Below are 17,431 nucleotides of genomic sequence, written 5' to 3' on the forward strand. Positions count from 1 at the left end.
CGTCCCGTGACGCAGCCACGATTGACCCTCATTGAGCCTTAACATAGGGTCCGCGCGACTTTTAAACAGGTTAAGGCGCAGCCCCTTAACAGCTTGGTAATGGAGCGGAATCATGTCGAAGCCTGATCTGGCGAGCCTCGAAAAGACCATCGACAAGGCCTTCGAGGAACGCGACGCCATTTCCACGGCGACACGCGGCGAGACGCGCGACGCCATCCAGTCGGCTCTCGACCTGCTCGACCGCGGCACCGCCCGCGTCGCCGAGCGGCAGGCCGACGGCAAGTGGCATGTCAACCAGTGGCTGAAGAAGGCCGTGCTACTCTCCTTCCGGCTCAACCCGATGGAGATCATCAAGGGTGGTCCGGGCCAGGCCGTCTGGTGGGACAAGGTGCCGTCCAAGTTCGACGGATGGAGCGCCGTCGATTTCGAGAAGGCGGGCTTCCGCGCCGTGCCGTCGTCGATCGTGCGCCGTTCCGCTTATGTCGCCCCGGGCGCCGTGCTGATGCCGTCCTTCGTCAATGTCGGCGCCTACGTCGACAGCGGCACCATGGTCGACACCTGGGCCTCGGTCGGCTCCTGCGCCCAGATCGGCAAGAACGTCCACCTTTCGGGCGGCGTCGGCATCGGCGGCGTGCTGGAGCCGATGCAGGCCGGCCCTACCATCATCGAGGACAATTGCTTCATCGGCGCGCGTTCGGAGGTCGTCGAGGGCTGCATCGTGCGCGAAGGCTCGGTGCTTGGCATGGGCGTGTTCATCGGCCAGTCGACCAAGATCGTCGACCGCGCCACCGGCGAGGTCTTCTACGGAGAGGTGCCGCCGAATTCCGTGGTCGTCGCCGGCTCGATGCCGGGCAAGCCCTTGCCCAATGGCGAGCCTGGCCCGAGCCTCTACTGCGCCGTCATCGTCAAGCGCGTCGATGCCAAGACCCGATCCAAGACCTCGATCAACGAGCTGCTGCGCGATTGATCTTTCCGCGAAGCGGGCGCACCTTCCGCCGGCGCGGCAATGGGTCGCGCTGGTTCAACATGGAGGGGTGACATGGACTGGAAATATCTGCTGACAAGTTTCGAGGGTCGCATCAACCGGGGCAAATTCTGGGCCGGCATCGGCATATTCTTGGTGATCGCCATCATAGCCTTCATTCTCGATGCTATCCTGGGCACGCGCTTCACGACGGCCAGTGGCGCCCAGATCGGCATCATCGGCATCCTGGTCGCGCTGGCATCGATCTATTTCGCGATTGCTCTCTATGCAAAACGCTGGCACGACCGCAACAAGTCGGGCTGGTGGACGCTGATCGGCTTCGTACCCGTCATCGGCGGCATCTGGCTGCTGGTCGAGCTCGGCATCCTCGAAGGCACCAGGGGTGTCAATCAATATGGACCGGACCCGCTTGCCTGACAGATCAGATCTCACCTGGCTCTTCTTCAAGACATCGGGCCGCGTCAGCCGCGCGGCCTATTTCCTCGGCGGATTGCTCGTCGCCATCATCCAGGCCTTCCCGCTGTACCGCTTCACACTGGTGCCGGAAGGTTCGGCCGAAAGCAACATGTGGTCGTTCATCTTCTTCATAGCCTTCGTCGCCTCACTGTGGTCGAACATCGCGTTGGCGGTAAAGCGGCTGCACGACCTCGACAAGCCGGGCATTGCCGCGCTGATCCTGTTCGTGCCGGTCGTCTCGATTGTCGCCTTCCTTGTGTTGTGCCTGTTTCCAGGGCAGCCTGGGCCTAACCGCTATGGCCTGCGCACCAACGAGCCGGCTCAACCCTGAGGCCCGATTGATGAGGGGTCGGATATCTCGCCATGCGCTACCGCACGCTTGATCCGAAACTGATCGTCGAGACAGCCGAACGCCTGGAAGGCCGGATCGCCGATCGGTTCCCGGAAGCGGGCTTGCGCGGCGTCGCGGCCGAACTGGTGTCGTTGTCGCGCGATCTGGCCAAGGCGGCAAAGGCGCTCGAGCAACCGATCTGGTGGCTGCGCGGCCTCATTGTCGCGGCCTTTATCGCCGGTGTGCTGATCTTCCTGTTCGTCGGCACCATCCTGCCGCTGGACCGCATTTCCGGAACCGATGATGCCGTGCAATCGGTGCAAGGCATCGAGGCCTCGATCAACACCGTCATCCTCGCCGTGCTCGGTTTTCTGGCCTTGATCCGCACCGAGGAGCGCATCAAGCGCAAGAAGGTCTTTCGTCAGCTGCATGGCCTGCGCTCGCTGATCCACGTCATCGACATGCACCAGCTGACCAAGGATCCGGCGACGCTTTCGGCCAGTTTCAAGCCGACCGCTCACTCCCCGACTCGCCGCCTAACCACCGCCGCCGACCTGGCGCGTTATCTCGACTATTGCTCGGAGATGCTGTCGATCACCGGCAAGGTCGCCGCCCTGTTCGCGCAGTCGGTCAACGACGACGTGGTCATCGACGGCGTCAACGACATCGAGAATCTGAGCTCGAACCTGTCGCGCAAGATCTGGCAGAAGATCACCTTGATCGACGGCCGCCAGCTGCCGCGCTGACCAGCTCCGGCGCCAGGCCCGGCGAGCCGCGCACGCCGGTTTCCGCTTCGTGCACCAAAGCGATGACCCGCTCGACCACCGGCGCCGGCGTGCCGGCCTTTTCAGCCAGACGCAGGATGGCGCCCTGCAGGTCGTCGATCTCCGTCGGACGGCCGCGTTGCAGGTCATCCCACATCGACGACCGCGCTTGCGGGTCGATCGCCAGCATCCGCCGCGCCAGCAATTTGAACAGCCAGTCCGGCAGCCTCAGCACCATGGGTAAAAGCGCCGGCCGCAAGCCGGCGATCCGCGCCGGCTCGATGCCGCAGGCTCTCATCGCCCGCAGCGCCTCGTCGATCTGGCTGGCCAGAATCAGCCGCCAGCGGCGATCGGCGAGCTCGCTTGCCAGCGCCAGGCCTGACAGTGCCACCAGCGCGTTGTTCAGGTTCATCAACAGCTTGCCCCACAGCACGGCCTTGATGTCGCCACGGGTTTCAACGGCAAATCCTTCGACATCGAGAAGATTGGCAAGGCAGTCGCTGTTCTCGATCATGACCTTGCCGTCGCTGGCGCGGCGTACCTCGAGCGGCAGTTCGCCGTCCGACGATTGCACGACATTGAACGGCACCATTCCGGCCAGCACGGTCCGCCGGCCAAGCACGGCGCGCAGCCTGTCGGCATTGTCGACGCCGTTCTGCAGGCTGACCACGATGGCATCCGGGCGAGCATGCGCCTTGATGAGGGCTGCCATCTCCTGCGTCGCACCGCTTTTGACCGTGACCAGGATGACATCCGCCTGCGGCAAGGCGGCTGCGGGATCGGCGGAGATTCCAAGCGCCTCCGGCTTGACCAGGCGATCGCGGCCTTCAAGGTCGCTGATGCGCAATCCCCCCTGCCGCAACGCCGCCTCGATGCGCGGCCGGGCGAGCAGGACAACCTGACGCCCGGCAAGCGCCAGGCAGCCTCCGGCGTAGCAGCCGATGCTGCCCGCGCCGGCGACGACGATCCTTTTTTCCCAACCTGCCATCCTGCCGCTCCGCGCCTGCCGGTAACGATACGACGTGAATACCATAATGTCGGCGGTATCGTCGGGCATTGGGCTGGCCCGTATGTCTGGCCGTGACAGGCCCTCAGCTTTCGACTATCGCTTTTGCCATGACGCTGCCGACCGATCCCGCCACAAACCTCGCCGCCCTTATCCGTTGCGTTTCGGTGACGTCAACCGAAGGCGGTGCGCTGACCGCGCTGGAGACGATGCTGAAGCCGCTCGGCTTCGCGGTCGACCGGCCGGTGTTCTCCGAGGACGGCACGCCCGACATCGAGAACCTCTACGCAAGGCGGTCCGGCAACGGCCCGCATCTGATGTTCGCCGGCCATACCGACGTCGTGCCGGTCGGCGACGAAGCCGCCTGGACGCATCCGCCTTTCGGCGCCGAAATCGCCAATGGCGAGATGTTTGGCCGTGGCGCGGTCGACATGAAGGGCGGCATCGCCTGTTTCATCGCCGCCGTGGCGCGCCATGCCGACACTAATGGCGGCCTTAAGGGCTCGGTCTCGCTGCTGATTACCGGCGACGAGGAAGGGCCCGCCATCAACGGCACGGTCAAGCTGCTCGAATGGGCCACTTCCAGGGGCGAGACATGGGACGCCGCGATCGTCGGCGAGCCGACCAATCCCGATGCGCTGGGCGACATGATCAAGATCGGCCGGCGTGGCTCGCTATCCGGCGCCATAACGGTCAACGGCCGCCAGGGCCACGCCGCCTATCCGCAGCTTGCCGACAATCCGGTGCGTGGGCTGATGAGCCTGGTCGACGCCTTGCTGCATCCTGTCTTCGACAAGGGGACCAGGGATTTCCAGCCGACCAATCTTGAAGTCACCTCCATCGATGTCGGCAACCCGGCCACCAATGTCATCCCGGCCAAGGCGACAGCGACCTTTAACATCCGTTTCAACGACACCTGGACGGCCGAGACCGTCCAGGCCGAAATCCACAACCGTCTCGATCAGGCCGCCAAGCGCAAGAAGTATCGGTCAGGCAAGAAGACGCCGGTCGACTACGATCTTGTCTGGCGCGACCGGCCGAGCCATGTCTTCCTGACCCGCGACGACAGGCTGGTCGAAACGCTGCGCGGCTCGGTCGAGGCTGTGGTCGGGAGGGAACCGGCACTGTCCACCTCGGGCGGCACATCGGATGCGCGCTTCATCAAGGATTATTGCCCGGTGGTCGAGTTCGGCCTGGTCGGCAAGACCATGCATATGGTCGACGAGCGCGTCGCCATTGCCGATCTCGAAACGCTGACCCAAATCTACCAACGCTTTATTGAAGACTGGTTCGGGCAGGGCTGAGCATGCTTTCAGCGGACGAAACCCAAGCTTCGCTGACCGGCGCCTGGCGGCTGATGCTCGGCAAGGCCGATGGCCTGCGACTGCTCGACCTGTCGGCGGACGGGTTTTGGAATTCCTTCTTCGCCATCATTGTCGCGACACCGGCGCTGATCGTCGGCTGGGTCGGCATCGCCAATGAGATCGGTGATCCCGATGCCTTCGCGGGCCGCTTCAGCATGCTGGTGCGCCTGGCGACGGTCGATATAGGCTCCTGGGTTCTGCCGCTGGTCGCGCTCGCTCTGGTCGCGCCGCGTGCCGGCATTGGCGGCCGCTTCGTCCATTATGTCGTCGCCAGCAACTGGGCTTCGGCCATCACCGCCTGGCTGATGCTGCCCTCGGCGTTGATCAGGCTTTTCCTGTCGTCGGCAAACCAGGTCTCGAGCCTTGTGTCACTGCTGTTGTTTTCCCTGTCGATGGTGCTGACCTGGCGCATGACCAATGCGACGATCGGCAGGGGCGCGGCGGTCGGCACCGCCGTTTTCGTCGGCATGTTCACCGCCTCGCTGCTGGTGCTGTTCGGGCTGCAGATGTTGCTTGGCATCACCGTACCGGACGATGTCGGTGCTCAGAGCTTGTCGGGGTTCGTTCCAGGATAGAGCCGACTTTACCCGGGGGTAAAGCCCTTCCGGATTCAACCGGGGGTAGAGTCTTCCGGACTCTGGCTGGGGTAGTCGACCCCGATCAGGAAAAGCCCGTCGGGCGGCGCCACCTGGCCGCAGGCGGCGCGGTCGCGTGCCTCGAGCGCCGCCTTGAGGTCGCCGACGGTCCAACCGCCCTCGCCGATCCGCTTAAGCGAGCCGACCATGGAGCGCACCTGGTTGTGCAGGAAGGAACGCGCCGAGGCCCGCACCTCGATCAGGTCGCCCGTCCGGCTCACATCGAGCCGCTCCAGCGTCCTGACCGGGCTGTTGGCCTGGCACTGCGTCGAGCGGAAGGTGGTGAAGTCGTGCCGCCCGAGCAGGATCTTCGCTGCTTCGTGCATGGCGCCGGCATCAAGCTGCTTTGGCACCCACCACACCTTGCCCTTTTCCAGCGCCGAAGGCGCACGCCGGTTGAGGATGCGGTAGAGATAGTGACGGCCGGTGGCCGAGAAGCGCGCGTCGAAATCGTCCGAGACGGCCACCGCCCTCAGGATCGCGACACGTGCGCCGGCGGCCTGCAGATGGGCGTTGACGGCATCGCGCACCTTGTCGCCAGGCCACGCCTTGGCGAGGTCGACATGCGCCACCTGCGCGGTGGCGTGCACGCCGGCATCGGTACGGCCTGCGGCGCGCAGCCGGACTGCCTCGCCACAGAATTTTTCGATCGCCTGTTCGATCGCCTGCTGCACGGAAGGCTGATCGGCCTGGTGCTGCCAGCCGGCAAACCGGCTGCCGTCATATTCGATGTCGAGGCGAAAACGCGGCATTTGCGACCAGAGCTCTCGCCTCGAGCAATTCCAGGAAAAGTGTGAAGCGGTTTTCCGTCCGGAATTGCGTTTGAACAAAAACGCAGAGCAGTTCGCCGTTTCCGTGAAACGGTGGACTGCGCTACGCGGCGAGAGCGGTGAAGGCCGGGGCGTACACCAGTTTGCCGGCCTCCGGAGCGTCACCCCAGGCCAGTGCCTGCAGCGCCTCGCCCTGATACTCGCTCTCGAATTTCTCGGCGCGGGCGTGGCTGTAGCCGAAACGGCCGTAATAAGCCGGATCGCCCAGCACGACGGCCAGCGTCTCGCCGGCATCCTTGAGCCGAATATGCGCCTCGCGGATCAGCGCCCCGCCAATGCCGCTGCCATGGAACGAAGGTTCCACCGCCAGCGGCGCCAGCGCCACGGCCGCGAAACGCTTGCCGCCGTTCTGGACGAACAGGCGCGAAAACAGGATGTGGCCGATAACTTGGCCATCCTCTTCCGCCACCAGTTCGGCAACGGCATCGCCGCCGGTCACCAGCGCATCGACAAGCCCGGCTTCCGACTGCTGGCCGAAAGCGTGTTCCTCGACGAGGCGGATAGCCTCGCGATCCCGCGGCGTCGCCGCGCGTATCGACATCATGCTCATGAGAACTTCATTCCTTTTTCGATCTTGGCTCCGCGCAGGAATTCCGACGCGGCAGCGGGCCTTCCGCCCGCCCGTTGAACTTCGACCAGCCTGATCGCGCCTGTCCCGCAGGCGACCGTCAGACGGTCATCGAGAATTCCTCCCGACTCGCTCAAATCTTCCGAAAGCAACGGGCCTTCAGACAGCGTCGAGCGAAGCAGTTTTAGCCGCTCCGGGCGGCCGCCAATGTCAATCTCGGACCAGGCGCCGGGAAAGGGCGACAGGCCACGAAGGTGGTTGTGGACCTCGGCCGCCGGCCGAGTCCAGTCCATGCGCGTCTCGGATTTATCGATTTTTCTGGCGTAAGTCACCCCCTCCGCCGCTTGCGCGGTAAATGTAAGGGTGTTCTTTTCCAGCCGGGCCAGCGCTTCCACCATCAGGGCAGCACCGACGCACATCAACCGATCATGCAGATCGCCGGCTGTCATATCGGGGTCGATGGCACATTTTTCAACCAATCCCACCGGTCCGGTGTCCAAACCCTCTTCCATGCGCATCACCATCATGCCGGTTTCCAGGTCGCCCGCCATGATGGCACGCTGGATGGGAGCGGCCCCCCGCCAGCGCGGCAGAAGCGATGCATGGCCGTTGATGCAACCAAGCCGTGGCGCCTCCAGAACCGCCTTCGGCAGCAGCAATCCATAGGCCACGACCACCGCGACATCGGCCCGCAGGTCACGGAAAGCCGCCTGCTCGGCCTCGCCCTTGAGGGATGTCGGCGTACGCACCGCGATGCCCAGCCGCTCGGCCTGGCGCTGCACCGGCGACGGCGTCAACTCCAGCCCACGCCGTCCGGCGGCACGCGGCGGCTGGGTGTAGACGGCTGATATTTCATGCCCGGCTTCGGCGATGGCACGCAGCGTCGGCACCGAGAACTCCGGCGTGCCCATGAAGATGACGCGAAGGGGCATTCTTCTTCCGATATCCTGTTTCGGCATGCGCGCCTTGAGCCGGCTCACGCCTCCGCTTCAAACGGGTTTACGAGCTTCAGGTCAAGCCCGTCGAAGTCGCGGATGTTGCGCGTCGCAAGAGTCGCATCATTGGCGAGACAGATCGCCGCGATCATGGCATCGGAAAGACTGATGGGGCGCCCAATCCTTTCTCGTACTGCACGTAGCTTGCCGGCGAGTCGAGGGATCGAACCGGAAAATTCCACGATACGGCCCGCGAACTGCTGCGAAGTCAACTGATCGAGCACGCGAACATAACGGTCTGATCCCGTCTTGTTCAAAAACCGCTCGGCACCGAAAGACTGCTCCATGATGACTGGCCCGCACATGTAGAGTGCAAGAAGGTCCTGCTTGCGGAACCAGTTGGAGACATTCGGATCGGGCACCGGCTTGCTGGACTCGGACACGACATTGGTATCGAGGACAATCACTCGAAATCCTCGGCGGGACGACCGAAGTCGCGTTTCCTGTCTGCTTCGATTTCGTCCATTATCTCGGAGAACTCATTGCCGATTGCGTTTTCGGCAGTGAACGCCGAACGAATGGCATCCCATGCGGAAAGTCCCGGCTCAGGTTTGGCTTCCTTTTCCGCGACCATGCCTTTGCGCAAAAGATCGATAGCTTTTCCAGACAGGCTCTGGCCAGTCTTCCTCGCAGCCTGCTCGATTTCTCGTTTCAAGGGTTCAGGAATACCTCTAATTAGGATGTCACCCATCGAGAACCTCCAAGTGTGATATCAATGATATCGCCTTAAGAGGCATCTTTCAATGGGAGGCATTAAGTCTACGCTAACCAATGTCCCAGTATGATTCGAAGCACCTGTTCCTCGGGAGGCTTCACATGCTGCGCAGCCAAAAACCTTTCGGAAAACGACGTCCCCCAATCGCGGAATACAGATCGCGAGAGGAGGAATTTACGGAAGGCGAGCTGTCAAAACGAAGTGAGAAGACTTTTGCTATCTATCTGACGCCACTGTGCGCGGCAGCTATTGTCATAGCTTTGATATTCTCATCGGAATCTCGGGCGCTTGCTCTGGAAATTACTTCGAAAGTCATTGAGCTCGGGAAAGACTGGGTTTTGCGTGGTGCGCTCGAATGACCCCTATCCCACCAGCTTGCCCGGTGCCTTGTCCCTGGCGAGCTTCTTGAACTTTTTCACCACCATGTCGCGCTTCAGCTTCGAGATATGGTCGATGAACAGCACGCCGTTGAGGTGGTCGATCTCGTGCTGCAGGCAGGTCGCCATCAGCCCTTCGGCCTCGATCTCCTGCAGCTTGCCGTCGCGATCGAGATATTTCACCCGCACGGAAGCCGGGCGTTCGACCTCGGCATAATAGTCGGGGATCGACAGGCAGCCTTCCTCGTAGACGGAGCGCTGATCGGCGCTATCCAGGATCTCTGGGTTGATGAAGACATGCGGCGCCGGCGTTTCGTCTTCCTTGGCCAGATCGATCACCAGCATGCGCAGCGGTTCGCCGACCTGGATTGCCGCCAGTCCGATACCGGGCGCGTCATACATGGTCGCCAGCATGTCGTCGGCCAGCTTTTGCAATGGCGCGTCGACGCGTTCCACCGGCTTGGAGACCTGGCGCAGGATTGGATCGGGAAGGATGATGAGCGGCTTGATCGGCATGGCGCTCCACCTAAGACCTCGCAGGAATGGCGTCAACCGGTGCGCCCGAGCCTCGTTCACGTTTTGATCTGTGCTATCAGGCCGAATCGGCTATGCTGTCCACATGAATGACCTGAGCACCATCCTTTCGGAGCCCGTCGCACGGCTTGGCGCCTCGACAATCACGCTCGGCCACGCGCTGGCCTTCGGCACATTGCTGTTTTTCGGCCTGTTCGTGGCGCTCGTCGTCGCGCTGTGGCGGTCGGCCAAGGCGCGCGCGGTCGCCGCCGCAGAAGCCGCCGACCATGCCCGCGACGCCGAGGCGCGCATGGCCGGCATTCTTCAGGCACAAGCGGAAATGCAGGGCCGCATGGGCGCCATCGCCGAAGTGTTCGGCGCGCGCCAGGCGGAACTGACGCAGTCGATCGGCCAGAGGCTCGACGCCATGACCGGCCGCCTCGGCCAGACCATGACCGAGCAGACCAAATCCACCCACGAGAGTCTGGCGAAGCTGCAGGAGCGGCTGGCGGTCATCGACACCGCGCAAGGCAATATCCAGTCGCTTGCCGGTCAGGTCGTGCAGTTGCAGGCCATCCTTTCCAACAAGCAGACGCGCGGCGCCTTCGGCCAGTCGCGCATGGAGGCGATCGTCGCCGACGGCCTGCCGCATGGCGCCTATGAATTCCAGGCGACGCTGTCGAACGGCAGCCGGCCGGATTGCCTGGTGAAGATGCCGAACGGCGCGCCGTCGCTTGCCATCGATGCCAAATTTCCGCTGGAGGCGTGGAATGCCATCCGCGCCGCCGATGGCGCCGATTTGCAGAAGGTCGCCGCGCAGGCCTTCCGCCGCGATGTCGAAATCCACGTTCGCGATATTTCGGAAAAATACCTGATTCAGGGCGAGACGCAGGACACAGCCTTCATGTTCGTGCCGTCGGAATCGGTATTCGCCGAGATCCATGAAAATTTCGAGGCGGTGGTGCAAAGGGCGCATCGGGCCCGCGTCGTCATCGTGTCGCCGTCATTGCTGATGCTGTCGATACAGGTCATCCAGGCAATCCTGAAGGATGCCCGCATGCGCGAACAGGCGCATCTGATCCAGGGCGAAGTGATCCGCCTGATGGAGGATGTCGCGCGTGTCGACGAGCGCGTCCGCAAGCTGCAGGTCCATTTCGGCCAATCCGCCAAGGACATCGACGATATCCTCGTGTCGACCTCGAAAGTGACCAAGCGTGGCCAGAAGATCGAGGCGCTGGAGTTCGGTCCGCAGGCCGATGGCGATGCCGGCCCGGAGACGCCATCACGGGCACCGGCCGCGAAACTCGACCCCGGCCCGCGCGTTGCCGATTCAAAGACCGGACAGCTTAGGCTGCGGGTCGTCGAAGGCGACGACTAAAATTTCCGGTGACCGCCCAAACACCGTTGCCGGCCTGGTTGCCAAGCACCGTGAGCTTATGGCGTTGCGCGACAAGTACCGCGCCGAGATCAAAAAGCTGACGATCGATATGACCATCTGGACGCGGCTATCAGGCTGTTCGATCCTGACGTCGACACTTTCCCGCTGAAAGAGTACGTCACCAAGCGCCGGGCCGTGAAGGGCTCTGTGAAGCGGTTTGTACTCAACACCATGCGGGAAGCTACCGCGCCGATGACATCGCGCCAGACACCGAGCTGTGGGTTGCCGACCGTGGCCTAGCCGCCGACGAAGCGACAGTCACCACGATAAGGAAGCGCATCGGCGCCTGCATAAAGGTCTGTATTGGCCATGGGCTGATTGGAATGCGGCTGGGACGGAGGATCACGACATGTTCGGGCCATACAAGCTCTGGCAATTGAAAAGGGGCGGCCAATATTAGGACCGCCCCTTCCACAAAAGAAGTCGATAGCCTAGGCCGGCGGGAAGTCACCGGGCAGTTCTGCCGCCGGCGGGATTTCGGGGAACTTGCGTCCCGACATCACGTCAGCAATCCGGCCAAAGTTGAGGCCGGGGTAGTAGCCCGAAATCCACGAATACGGAATCCGCTTCTGACGGGCCAATTTAATAACCGGAACCATGTCCGGCGTTACCTTACGGTCGTGCATTGCCTTTCCTTTCTCGAAAAGGGTGTGACCGAATACCGGTTGACGTTGATTCGAAGATGAATCATTGTCTTGCTGTTGTGCGTGCGCCGATATTCGGTCGCATGTTTCTGATCCGGGATTATTCGCGGACCAGTGTGGAACCGGAGCATTCGCGCCCCGGCTCCTACCGCCCAGCGGCGGCTGCTGAAACTGACCAGGTCGGCAAACCTCGTCAGATCAGGAAGCGGTCAAGCTATATGGGTTCCATGCCGATTACCTTTGCTCGATGCACCGTGGGGAACGAATCTCCACGGTGCATCCTGTCGGCAATTTGGTCATAATGCAAGCCCGCGGGTTAGACATATTCTGTTTTTGACTTTGATAGCCTTTTCTTGTATGGAGGCTGCACGATTAGAAACGGAGGGCAAAATGTCGGACCAGAGCCAGACCAAGAGTGCCGAGACCAAGACCGCGCAGAAGCGCAAGGTCGGGCGCAGTCCTGCCTATCCCTACATCAGCGTTCAGAAGGCCGTGGAGAAGACGAAGGCCCTCTACGACAGGGAGGGAGAGTATGCCGCGCCGCTAGAATCGGCGTCGGCGGCATGGGGCTATGGGGCTAAGAGCAGCGGAGGTCGCCAGACCCTTGCAACTCTTAAGTACTATGGGCTTATCGACGTCCAAGGCGAGAACGACAAGCGCAAGGTGAAGGTCTCCGACGTCGCCCGCCGCATCCTGCTCGACCAGCGAGAGGATGACACAGAGAAAAAGCAGCTTCTACGGAAGGTCGCCCTAAGCCCATCTGCGCACAAGGCGCTCTACGAGCAGTATCCGTCCGGGTTGGCCTCGGATGGTTCGGTCGTGCATTTTCTCATGTTCGATCTCCACTTCAACAGAGATGCGGCGGCCGAGTTGCTTGCCGAATTTAAGGAAACAGCCAGATACATCGGCCTGTACGGGCCTGACAAAACCGTGGACAAAAATGCCAGCGAGATTCATAATGCTGGCACGGAAAAACCACCGCTCGACATCAAGGTCGGGGATAAGATCCAGTGGTCCAGTCAAGGCGTAGACCAGTTTCCGAACGGCGCGACCGTCCTAGGTTTTTCGGACGACAACCAGTGGGCTTTTACCGATCAGGGGATGTCGGGGATTCCAGTAAGAGAGATCAAAATCATGGAACCTTCCCCCGCACAGACGCCGCCGGCCATGCCGCAACACCTTGCCGACATCGTGGCTCGCTCTGGTCAGAACACCTTGGCGATTGAGGTCAAGAAGGGCTCACGAAAGGCCGTGTTCCCCGTAGACGAGGGGGACGTGACGCTGATCTTCCCGGAGAACATGTCCGCCGATGGGCTTGCCGAGCTTGGTCAGTATCTCGATATCTTTTTGAAGAAAGAGCAAAAGAAGGCGACCCCGTAAGGGTGCCGTCTCATTTTTCACGACGCTCCCAGTAGCCGCACCACTGACCAGACTTCGGGGCGACACCTGCCGCGCTGACAACCATCGCGTATTGAGTGCCATTGGCTTCGCGGCGGTTATCTTCGCGCCATGCCATCTCGGCGGCGTAGGAGCCGAGATAGTCGCCAGCGATGCGGTGATGAATACCGATCTCGGCGCGGCGAATTCTAAAAGGCGAGTTGAAGCGGCGCGGCATAACCTATGCGGCGCTGGCCGAGAAGCTGATAGCAAAGGGCGCGCATGAGAATGAGCGCAATTTGGCCAACAAGATAAGCCGGGGGAGCTTCACCGCCGCGTTTTTTATGATGTGCATGGATGCGATCGGCGCTCGGCAAGTCAGCCTGGAACTTTGATTCGCTGGCGACTCATAAACCGCCAACACGCGGCGTTAACCCCGACCAAGCGACACTTGAAACACGTTGTGATTCGCTTAGGTGTCCTAATTGAACCATAGTGTTCTTGTTATGTTCTCTGTGACTCGAAAGGCACGCACAAGGAGAATGTGACCAGATCGTGTCTGACTGGTTCACGAATCATGATTGCGGTGGTCAACTCGCAAAAAATCAAAAAGGGAGAAAAGAGATGAGGGTCAAGGTCCAAACAGTAGGGAGAGGCAGTCACCCGAGCGAAGTAATGGTGTCTGTAAAGACTGCAAGCGGAGGTGAGGAGCGCTTGGTTGTGCATCGCCGGGCACTTGATGGCGACACTTTGGATATCGGCTACCCAATTAACCAAGGTGATGATAGTTATCTTGTAGAATTGCCTCGCGAGACACTAAACGGATCATGGCGGGTTTGGGTCCCTGACAACTTGGTGACCTGACGCTCCGCCTTTAAAGGGAGGGGCTATGATACTAACCGATAGAGAGATCCAGATTTCTCTCGAAAGTAAGGCGATAATAGTAGAGCCGACGCCAACTGAGATCCAATATAGCTCAACTAGCTTGGACCTCACTTTGGATAAAACTCTCACCATATTTAAGAAACCGAAGATAGGCGTCAGCCTATGCATCGATCCTGCAACAAGTGGTTTTAATCACGAAGACGTATTATCCGAGCTTGGAACCGAATTCGAAATCGACGAGATAAAGGGCTACGAATTCCAACCTCATGAAATGCTGCTCGCTTGGACTAAAGAGTACGTAGAACTACCTTACAACTCAAGAATTGCTGCGCGAGTGGAAGGGAAGAGCTCCCTCGCGAGACTAGGAATTGGCGTTCATCTAACGGCGCCTACAATTCATGCTGGGTTTAAGGGCCAAATCAGACTGGAAATGGTGAACCATAACGTGATGCCTATTCGGCTTCGCGTCGACATGCGTGTCTGCCAGTTAATTTTCGAACAAACCGTAGGGACGCCCGTCCGAGGTTACAAAGGACGATTTGCGGGCCAAATGGCTGGCGCAAAGAAGGGTTAACACCTCATAGAATGGCAAACATCATCATATTTGGGTGAGTTTGCTCCATGATATCAATCCAATTCCTTGTTTTTGAGCAGTTTCGGGCGAAGAACCGCTCCAAGCTTTTCCGGGGATTGCTTTAAACCGCAGCCATGATTATGTGTGCCTGGATTTTGCCGGCGACCTCGCCGCTGCCATGCCTGTCGGCAATCGCCGATGCAGCGTAATCCGTGGCGGCGTCCAGCTTTCCTGGATCCCGGGCCTCGATTTCGGTGCGAAGAACGGTTCCCTGGCAATAGGCGACGGCCGGGATGCGCGGCGAGGATGCGCGGCTTTGTTCGGCTCGCGTCTCGATCACAACACCGGAGAAGCCTGACTCCTCCAATTCGCGGCGGATCAGCGCCTTATCGTGATAGCCGTGCGGCGTGCGTGCCAGAAAGCGCGGCGGATCGTCCGGAAAAATCCTTGCCAGCGCATTGGTCACATCATCGGCAAACACATTTTCCTCGATGCGATCCCAGACGTTGAACAGAAAATACCCACCGGGCTCGAGGACCCGCTTCGCCTCACGATAGGCGGACAGGCGGTTGGGAAAGAACATCGCCCCAAACTGGCAACAAACGAGATCGAAAGCCGCATTTTCAAACGGCAGCGCAAGCGCATCGGCCTGGCGCCATCGGATACGGCCGTCGGGAGCCTGTCGCGAAGCGGCATAGTCGAGCATCGGCTGGTTGAGGTCCGTCACGACATAGCTGGCGCCAGAGGACAGTTTTGGCGCCAATGCGCGGGTGACGACCCCGGTGCCCGCCGCGACTTCCAAAACGGCGCTGGGCGACAAGGCCCCCGCTCGTCGTGCAAGATCCGTGGCAAACGGCTCGAAAATCAACGGCACCATGTAGCGGTCGTAGTTTTCCGGAATCGAGCCGGAAAAAACCTTGTCGGCTTCGAGCATGACGATCACCCACCATGTCTATGGTGCACAGCCTAGCACATGCCTGCAGGTCCTTGGATACGATTTTCGAAAAGAGCGGCTACCGCTCTTCCGCGATCGTGGTCACCTTGAATTCCGGCAGCCACCGCAGGGCCGAGCGATGCCATATCTGTTGTGTCGGGACGAGATCCTCGCGTTGCCGCGCGGTTCCCACCCTAATCCCGTACACCTTCGGACCGTCGCCGACCGACGTCGCGTAAAGATGCGAACCGCAGTCGCCGCAAAACGCCTGGGCGCGCTTGGCGCCACTTGCTCCGGTCTTGATATAGATTCTTGGCGTGCCCCGAGTGATCCGGTAGTGATCCTCGGGCGCGGGAACGGTACGCGAAATGCGGTCCCGGTCAGTTGCTGGCAGTCCGTGCAGTGACAGATCGAGGTCTTCTCCGGGTCGACCTCCGCTTCATAGGTGATGGCGCCGCAATGGCACCCGCCGTCGATCCTCATCGTCGTTCCTCCAAAATTCATCCACTAATCTTAGCGGAGCAAGGCGGCGGGGCAACGGCGGAATGCTGCTGCAAGGTCAATGCATGTCGCCCAAAAGTGACCTCGGCTTTGGGAGAACGACAGGCATGAAAACAAAGAATCTAAAGCCCGTCGCACGAATCCGTTCCACGCGACGCGCCTTAGTCTGACGCCGCCTCGATCACCTGGCGCCGCTGCTCCCAAGTGCCGGTGGTCTGCGGTTTGACGAACAACCGCGTGATCTCCGGCATCTCCTTCTTCAGCCGCGCCTCGATGCGTTCGACACAGGCTTCGATCTCGGGTGCGGTCAGATGGTCCTCGAACTCGATGCTGAGGCCGGCAACGATCTCTTCCGGCCCCATGTGGACGGTCAGGACGCCGTTCGCCCGTTGCACCGCCTGGTCCTGCTGGACGATCTCCAGCACGCGTCTCTGCACTTCGGGTGAAGCCGGCTCGCCGATGAGCAGCCCCTTGCTTTCCCGGGCCAGGAAAATCGCCGTCGCGCCGAGGATAAACGCGATGCCGATCGAAGCCGCGCCGTCGAGTTCCGGCATCTCCAGCAGCTCCGCCGCCAATATGCCGGCAAAGGCGACGGTCAGGCCGAGAAGGGCAGCGCTGTCCTCGAACAGAACGGTATAGACGCTCGGATCCTTGCTCGATTGCGCGGCCTCCAGCCAGCCTTCTCCGCCCTTCTGCCGACGGAATTCCCTCAGCGCCACCAGCCAGGAGCTACCCTCGAACAGGAAGGACAGGCCGAGAACGATATAGTTCACCTTGACGTTGGCGGCAGGCTCGGGCGCCATGATGTGGGTGATGCCCTCGTAGAGCGAAACGCCGGCGCCCAGCGCGAAGACCAGAAGAGCGACGATGAAGCTCCAGAAATAGAGTTCGCGGCCATGTCCGAGCGGATGCGTGCGGTCGGCCGGGCGCGCGGCACGGTGCATGCCGTAGAGCAGAAGGCTGCCATTGCCGGTATCGACCAGCGAATGCACGCCTTCCGATAGCATCGCCGAACTGCCGGTGAACAAGGCGGCGCCGAATTTGGTCAGCGCGATGGCCAGATTGCCGGCGAGCGCTGCATAGATGACCGTTTTTGAGCCGCCGTGCCCGGCCATCGTTTCCTCACCGTTGCCGATGCGTGAGCTTAGCCCCCCGTCCGCCCAAGCTCCACACCTATCCTGAACGCACGAACAGCCAATGCGTTCAGGTCCCGTCGCGGACCCTCTCAAACCGATTGAGGCATCCGCGGAGCGCAAGGCCGCAAACAGCCCTCTTGCTTAGAGGCGTTTCTCTTGTTTCACTTCACTTACCACAATTGGAGGAACGAATCATGGCTAAAGGTGCGATGAAGGCTGGCAAGGAAGCCCGCAAGCCGAAAAAGGACGCCAAGAAACCCGCAGCCGCTCCGGCCCTCAAGGCGCCGCCGGTCAAGGCGATGCGGATCAAGGAAAAGTAGTCTCGGCTAACCGGCGCGGCGAGATCTCGCCGGCGGTATTCGACGATGCCGCCGGGCAGGTGTGATCGGGCGTCTGGACAACC

The 17,431-nt window shown here is 61.1% G+C and carries 22 protein-coding genes and 2 pseudogenes; 12 read left to right on the forward strand and 12 right to left on the reverse strand.

The annotated features are described in order from the left end of the window. The first annotated feature begins 112 nt into the window (after positions 1-112). The 4 genes from dapD (at position 113) to FJ938_RS12235 (ending at position 2,518) form a co-directional block, all read left to right on the forward strand. On the forward strand, positions 113-967 hold the full coding sequence (dapD, locus tag FJ938_RS12220) for a 2,3,4,5-tetrahydropyridine-2,6-dicarboxylate N-succinyltransferase (RefSeq protein WP_140693986.1): 855 nt from the start codon (positions 113-115) through the stop codon (positions 965-967). Positions 968-1,039: 72 nt separating this feature from the next. Continuing rightward, positions 1,040-1,402: a DUF805 domain-containing protein gene (locus FJ938_RS12225; RefSeq protein WP_140609870.1), complete on the forward strand. Its 363-nt coding sequence runs from the start codon at positions 1,040-1,042 to the stop codon at positions 1,400-1,402. Further along, positions 1,395-1,772, forward strand: coding sequence for a DUF805 domain-containing protein (locus FJ938_RS12230; protein ID WP_226890467.1), 378 nt, complete (start codon positions 1,395-1,397; stop codon positions 1,770-1,772). Before FJ938_RS12225 ends, FJ938_RS12230 begins: the two co-directional genes overlap by 8 nt. A gap of 32 nt (positions 1,773-1,804) precedes the next feature. Then, positions 1,805-2,518: a hypothetical protein gene (locus FJ938_RS12235; RefSeq protein ID WP_140693988.1), complete on the forward strand. Its 714-nt coding sequence runs from the start codon at positions 1,805-1,807 to the stop codon at positions 2,516-2,518. Here FJ938_RS12235 and FJ938_RS12240 read toward each other — a convergent pair. Beyond that, complete coding sequence (locus FJ938_RS12240) at positions 2,484-3,524, reverse strand: 2-dehydropantoate 2-reductase (protein ID WP_140693991.1); 1,041 nt, start codon at positions 3,522-3,524, stop codon at positions 2,484-2,486. The genes FJ938_RS12235 and FJ938_RS12240 overlap by 35 nt on opposite strands. A 128-nt stretch (positions 3,525-3,652) precedes the next feature. On the opposite strand from FJ938_RS12240, the gene dapE reads away from it, so the two are divergent. Together dapE and FJ938_RS12250 are read left to right on the forward strand one after the other, a co-directional pair. Beyond that, positions 3,653-4,846: a succinyl-diaminopimelate desuccinylase gene (dapE, locus tag FJ938_RS12245; protein WP_140693994.1), complete on the forward strand. Its 1,194-nt coding sequence runs from the start codon at positions 3,653-3,655 to the stop codon at positions 4,844-4,846. 2 nt (positions 4,847-4,848) lie between these two features. Continuing rightward, positions 4,849-5,481 carry a transporter gene (locus tag FJ938_RS12250; protein ID WP_140609875.1) on the forward strand — a complete coding sequence of 211 codons (633 nt, stop codon included), beginning with the start codon at positions 4,849-4,851 and terminating at the stop codon, positions 5,479-5,481. Positions 5,482-5,516: 35 nt separating this feature from the next. Here the strand turns inward: FJ938_RS12250 and truA are convergent, their stop codons facing one another. From truA to FJ938_RS12275, 5 genes are all read right to left on the reverse strand, one after another. Further along, positions 5,517-6,293 (reverse strand): tRNA pseudouridine(38-40) synthase TruA, encoded by a 777-nt coding sequence (truA, locus tag FJ938_RS12255; protein WP_140693996.1) that lies wholly within the window; start codon positions 6,291-6,293, stop codon positions 5,517-5,519. Between the two features lie 121 nt (positions 6,294-6,414). Further along, positions 6,415-6,921, reverse strand: coding sequence for an N-acetyltransferase (locus FJ938_RS12260; protein WP_140693999.1), 507 nt, complete (start codon positions 6,919-6,921; stop codon positions 6,415-6,417). Further along, positions 6,918-7,871, reverse strand: coding sequence for a methionyl-tRNA formyltransferase (fmt, locus tag FJ938_RS12265; RefSeq protein ID WP_140694001.1), 954 nt, complete (start codon positions 7,869-7,871; stop codon positions 6,918-6,920). The genes FJ938_RS12260 and fmt overlap by 4 nt, the downstream gene beginning before the upstream one ends. A gap of 44 nt (positions 7,872-7,915) precedes the next feature. Further along, positions 7,916-8,341 carry a type II toxin-antitoxin system VapC family toxin gene (locus FJ938_RS12270; RefSeq protein ID WP_140694004.1) on the reverse strand — a complete coding sequence of 142 codons (426 nt, stop codon included), beginning with the start codon at positions 8,339-8,341 and terminating at the stop codon, positions 7,916-7,918. After that, complete coding sequence (locus FJ938_RS12275; protein WP_140694007.1) at positions 8,338-8,625, reverse strand: plasmid stabilization protein; 288 nt, start codon at positions 8,623-8,625, stop codon at positions 8,338-8,340. The genes FJ938_RS12270 and FJ938_RS12275 overlap by 4 nt, the downstream gene beginning before the upstream one ends. Positions 8,626-8,750: 125 nt before the next feature. Between FJ938_RS12275 and FJ938_RS12280 the strand changes: the two genes are divergently transcribed. Further along, positions 8,751-9,008 carry a hypothetical protein gene (locus FJ938_RS12280; RefSeq protein ID WP_140694009.1) on the forward strand — a complete coding sequence of 86 codons (258 nt, stop codon included), beginning with the start codon at positions 8,751-8,753 and terminating at the stop codon, positions 9,006-9,008. A 3-nt stretch (positions 9,009-9,011) separates the two neighbouring features. Here the strand turns inward: FJ938_RS12280 and def are convergent, their stop codons facing one another. Continuing rightward, positions 9,012-9,542: a peptide deformylase gene (gene def, locus FJ938_RS12285; protein WP_140694012.1), complete on the reverse strand. Its 531-nt coding sequence runs from the start codon at positions 9,540-9,542 to the stop codon at positions 9,012-9,014. A gap of 103 nt (positions 9,543-9,645) precedes the next feature. On the opposite strand from def, the gene FJ938_RS12290 reads away from it, so the two are divergent. After that, a complete protein-coding gene (locus tag FJ938_RS12290; protein ID WP_140694014.1) occupies positions 9,646-10,917 on the forward strand; it encodes a DNA recombination protein RmuC in 1,272 nt (423 codons plus the stop codon). Between the two features lie 491 nt (positions 10,918-11,408). Here FJ938_RS12290 and FJ938_RS12300 read toward each other — a convergent pair whose 3' ends face one another. After that, on the reverse strand, positions 11,409-11,603 hold the full coding sequence (locus FJ938_RS12300) for a hypothetical protein (RefSeq protein ID WP_140694017.1): 195 nt from the start codon (positions 11,601-11,603) through the stop codon (positions 11,409-11,411). A gap of 408 nt (positions 11,604-12,011) precedes the next feature. Between FJ938_RS12300 and FJ938_RS12305 the strand changes: the two genes are divergently transcribed. Continuing rightward, positions 12,012-13,001, forward strand: a complete 990-nt coding sequence (locus FJ938_RS12305; protein ID WP_140694019.1) for a hypothetical protein — start codon at positions 12,012-12,014, stop codon at positions 12,999-13,001. A 10-nt stretch (positions 13,002-13,011) separates the two neighbouring features. Here the strand turns inward: FJ938_RS12305 and FJ938_RS12310 are convergent. Beyond that, a pseudogene (locus FJ938_RS12310) lies at positions 13,012-13,209 on the reverse strand (transposase); the annotation flags it as partial. Between the two features lie 10 nt (positions 13,210-13,219). On the opposite strand from FJ938_RS12310, the gene FJ938_RS29905 reads away from it, so the two are divergent. Together FJ938_RS29905 and dcd are read left to right on the forward strand one after the other, a co-directional pair. Beyond that, positions 13,220-13,393 carry a DUF6471 domain-containing protein gene (locus tag FJ938_RS29905; protein WP_246673284.1) on the forward strand — a complete coding sequence of 58 codons (174 nt, stop codon included), beginning with the start codon at positions 13,220-13,222 and terminating at the stop codon, positions 13,391-13,393. Positions 13,394-13,887: 494 nt separating this feature from the next. Then, the gene (gene dcd, locus FJ938_RS12320; protein WP_140694022.1) at positions 13,888-14,457 is read left to right on the forward strand and encodes a dCTP deaminase; all 570 of its coding nucleotides are present in this window, start codon (positions 13,888-13,890) and stop codon (positions 14,455-14,457) included. 121 nt (positions 14,458-14,578) lie between these two features. Here the strand turns inward: dcd and FJ938_RS12325 are convergent, their stop codons facing one another. From FJ938_RS12325 to FJ938_RS12340, 3 genes and pseudogenes are all read right to left on the reverse strand, one after another. Beyond that, positions 14,579-15,391 carry a class I SAM-dependent methyltransferase gene (locus tag FJ938_RS12325; protein ID WP_140694025.1) on the reverse strand — a complete coding sequence of 271 codons (813 nt, stop codon included), beginning with the start codon at positions 15,389-15,391 and terminating at the stop codon, positions 14,579-14,581. A 79-nt stretch (positions 15,392-15,470) separates the two neighbouring features. Beyond that, positions 15,471-15,874 (reverse strand): annotated as a pseudogene (locus FJ938_RS12330) (GFA family protein). 179 nt (positions 15,875-16,053) lie between these two features. Continuing rightward, positions 16,054-17,007 (reverse strand): cation diffusion facilitator family transporter, encoded by a 954-nt coding sequence (locus tag FJ938_RS12340; RefSeq protein ID WP_140694028.1) that lies wholly within the window; start codon positions 17,005-17,007, stop codon positions 16,054-16,056. 215 nt (positions 17,008-17,222) lie between these two features. Between FJ938_RS12340 and FJ938_RS30265 the strand changes: the two genes are divergently transcribed. Next, positions 17,223-17,348, forward strand: a complete 126-nt coding sequence (locus FJ938_RS30265) for a hypothetical protein (protein ID WP_081294138.1) — start codon at positions 17,223-17,225, stop codon at positions 17,346-17,348. Positions 17,349-17,431: the final 83 nt, after the last annotated feature.

The organism is Mesorhizobium sp. B2-4-14, from assembly GCF_006442155.1.
GTDB lineage: Bacteria > Pseudomonadota > Alphaproteobacteria > Rhizobiales > Rhizobiaceae > Mesorhizobium.

What these genes read in the sequence shown, in the direction of transcription:
- dapE (WP_140693994.1), top strand. Translation starts at nt 3,653, where the DNA reads ATGACGCTGCCGACCGATCCCGCCACAAACCTCGCCGCCCTTATCCGT.
- dcd (WP_140694022.1), top strand. Translation starts at nt 13,888, where the DNA reads ATGATACTAACCGATAGAGAGATCCAGATTTCTCTCGAAAGTAAGGCG.
- FJ938_RS12235 (WP_140693988.1), top strand. Translation starts at nt 1,805, where the DNA reads ATGCGCTACCGCACGCTTGATCCGAAACTGATCGTCGAGACAGCCGAA.
- FJ938_RS12225 (WP_140609870.1), top strand. Translation starts at nt 1,040, where the DNA reads ATGGACTGGAAATATCTGCTGACAAGTTTCGAGGGTCGCATCAACCGG.
- FJ938_RS12300 (WP_140694017.1), bottom strand. Translation starts at nt 11,603, where the DNA reads ATGCACGACCGTAAGGTAACGCCGGACATGGTTCCGGTTATTAAATTG.
- fmt (WP_140694001.1), bottom strand. Translation starts at nt 7,871, where the DNA reads ATGCCCCTTCGCGTCATCTTCATGGGCACGCCGGAGTTCTCGGTGCCG.
- FJ938_RS12325 (WP_140694025.1), bottom strand. Translation starts at nt 15,391, where the DNA reads ATGCTCGAAGCCGACAAGGTTTTTTCCGGCTCGATTCCGGAAAACTAC.
- FJ938_RS12250 (WP_140609875.1), top strand. Translation starts at nt 4,849, where the DNA reads ATGCTTTCAGCGGACGAAACCCAAGCTTCGCTGACCGGCGCCTGGCGG.
- FJ938_RS12290 (WP_140694014.1), top strand. Translation starts at nt 9,646, where the DNA reads ATGAATGACCTGAGCACCATCCTTTCGGAGCCCGTCGCACGGCTTGGC.
- truA (WP_140693996.1), bottom strand. Translation starts at nt 6,293, where the DNA reads ATGCCGCGTTTTCGCCTCGACATCGAATATGACGGCAGCCGGTTTGCC.
- dapD (WP_140693986.1), top strand. Translation starts at nt 113, where the DNA reads ATGTCGAAGCCTGATCTGGCGAGCCTCGAAAAGACCATCGACAAGGCC.
- FJ938_RS12305 (WP_140694019.1), top strand. Translation starts at nt 12,012, where the DNA reads ATGTCGGACCAGAGCCAGACCAAGAGTGCCGAGACCAAGACCGCGCAG.
- FJ938_RS12340 (WP_140694028.1), bottom strand. Translation starts at nt 17,007, where the DNA reads ATGGCCGGGCACGGCGGCTCAAAAACGGTCATCTATGCAGCGCTCGCC.
- FJ938_RS12240 (WP_140693991.1), bottom strand. Translation starts at nt 3,524, where the DNA reads ATGGCAGGTTGGGAAAAAAGGATCGTCGTCGCCGGCGCGGGCAGCATC.
- FJ938_RS30265 (WP_081294138.1), top strand. Translation starts at nt 17,223, where the DNA reads ATGGCTAAAGGTGCGATGAAGGCTGGCAAGGAAGCCCGCAAGCCGAAA.
- FJ938_RS12280 (WP_140694009.1), top strand. Translation starts at nt 8,751, where the DNA reads ATGCTGCGCAGCCAAAAACCTTTCGGAAAACGACGTCCCCCAATCGCG.
- def (WP_140694012.1), bottom strand. Translation starts at nt 9,542, where the DNA reads ATGCCGATCAAGCCGCTCATCATCCTTCCCGATCCAATCCTGCGCCAG.
- FJ938_RS12260 (WP_140693999.1), bottom strand. Translation starts at nt 6,921, where the DNA reads ATGAGCATGATGTCGATACGCGCGGCGACGCCGCGGGATCGCGAGGCT.
- FJ938_RS12275 (WP_140694007.1), bottom strand. Translation starts at nt 8,625, where the DNA reads ATGGGTGACATCCTAATTAGAGGTATTCCTGAACCCTTGAAACGAGAA.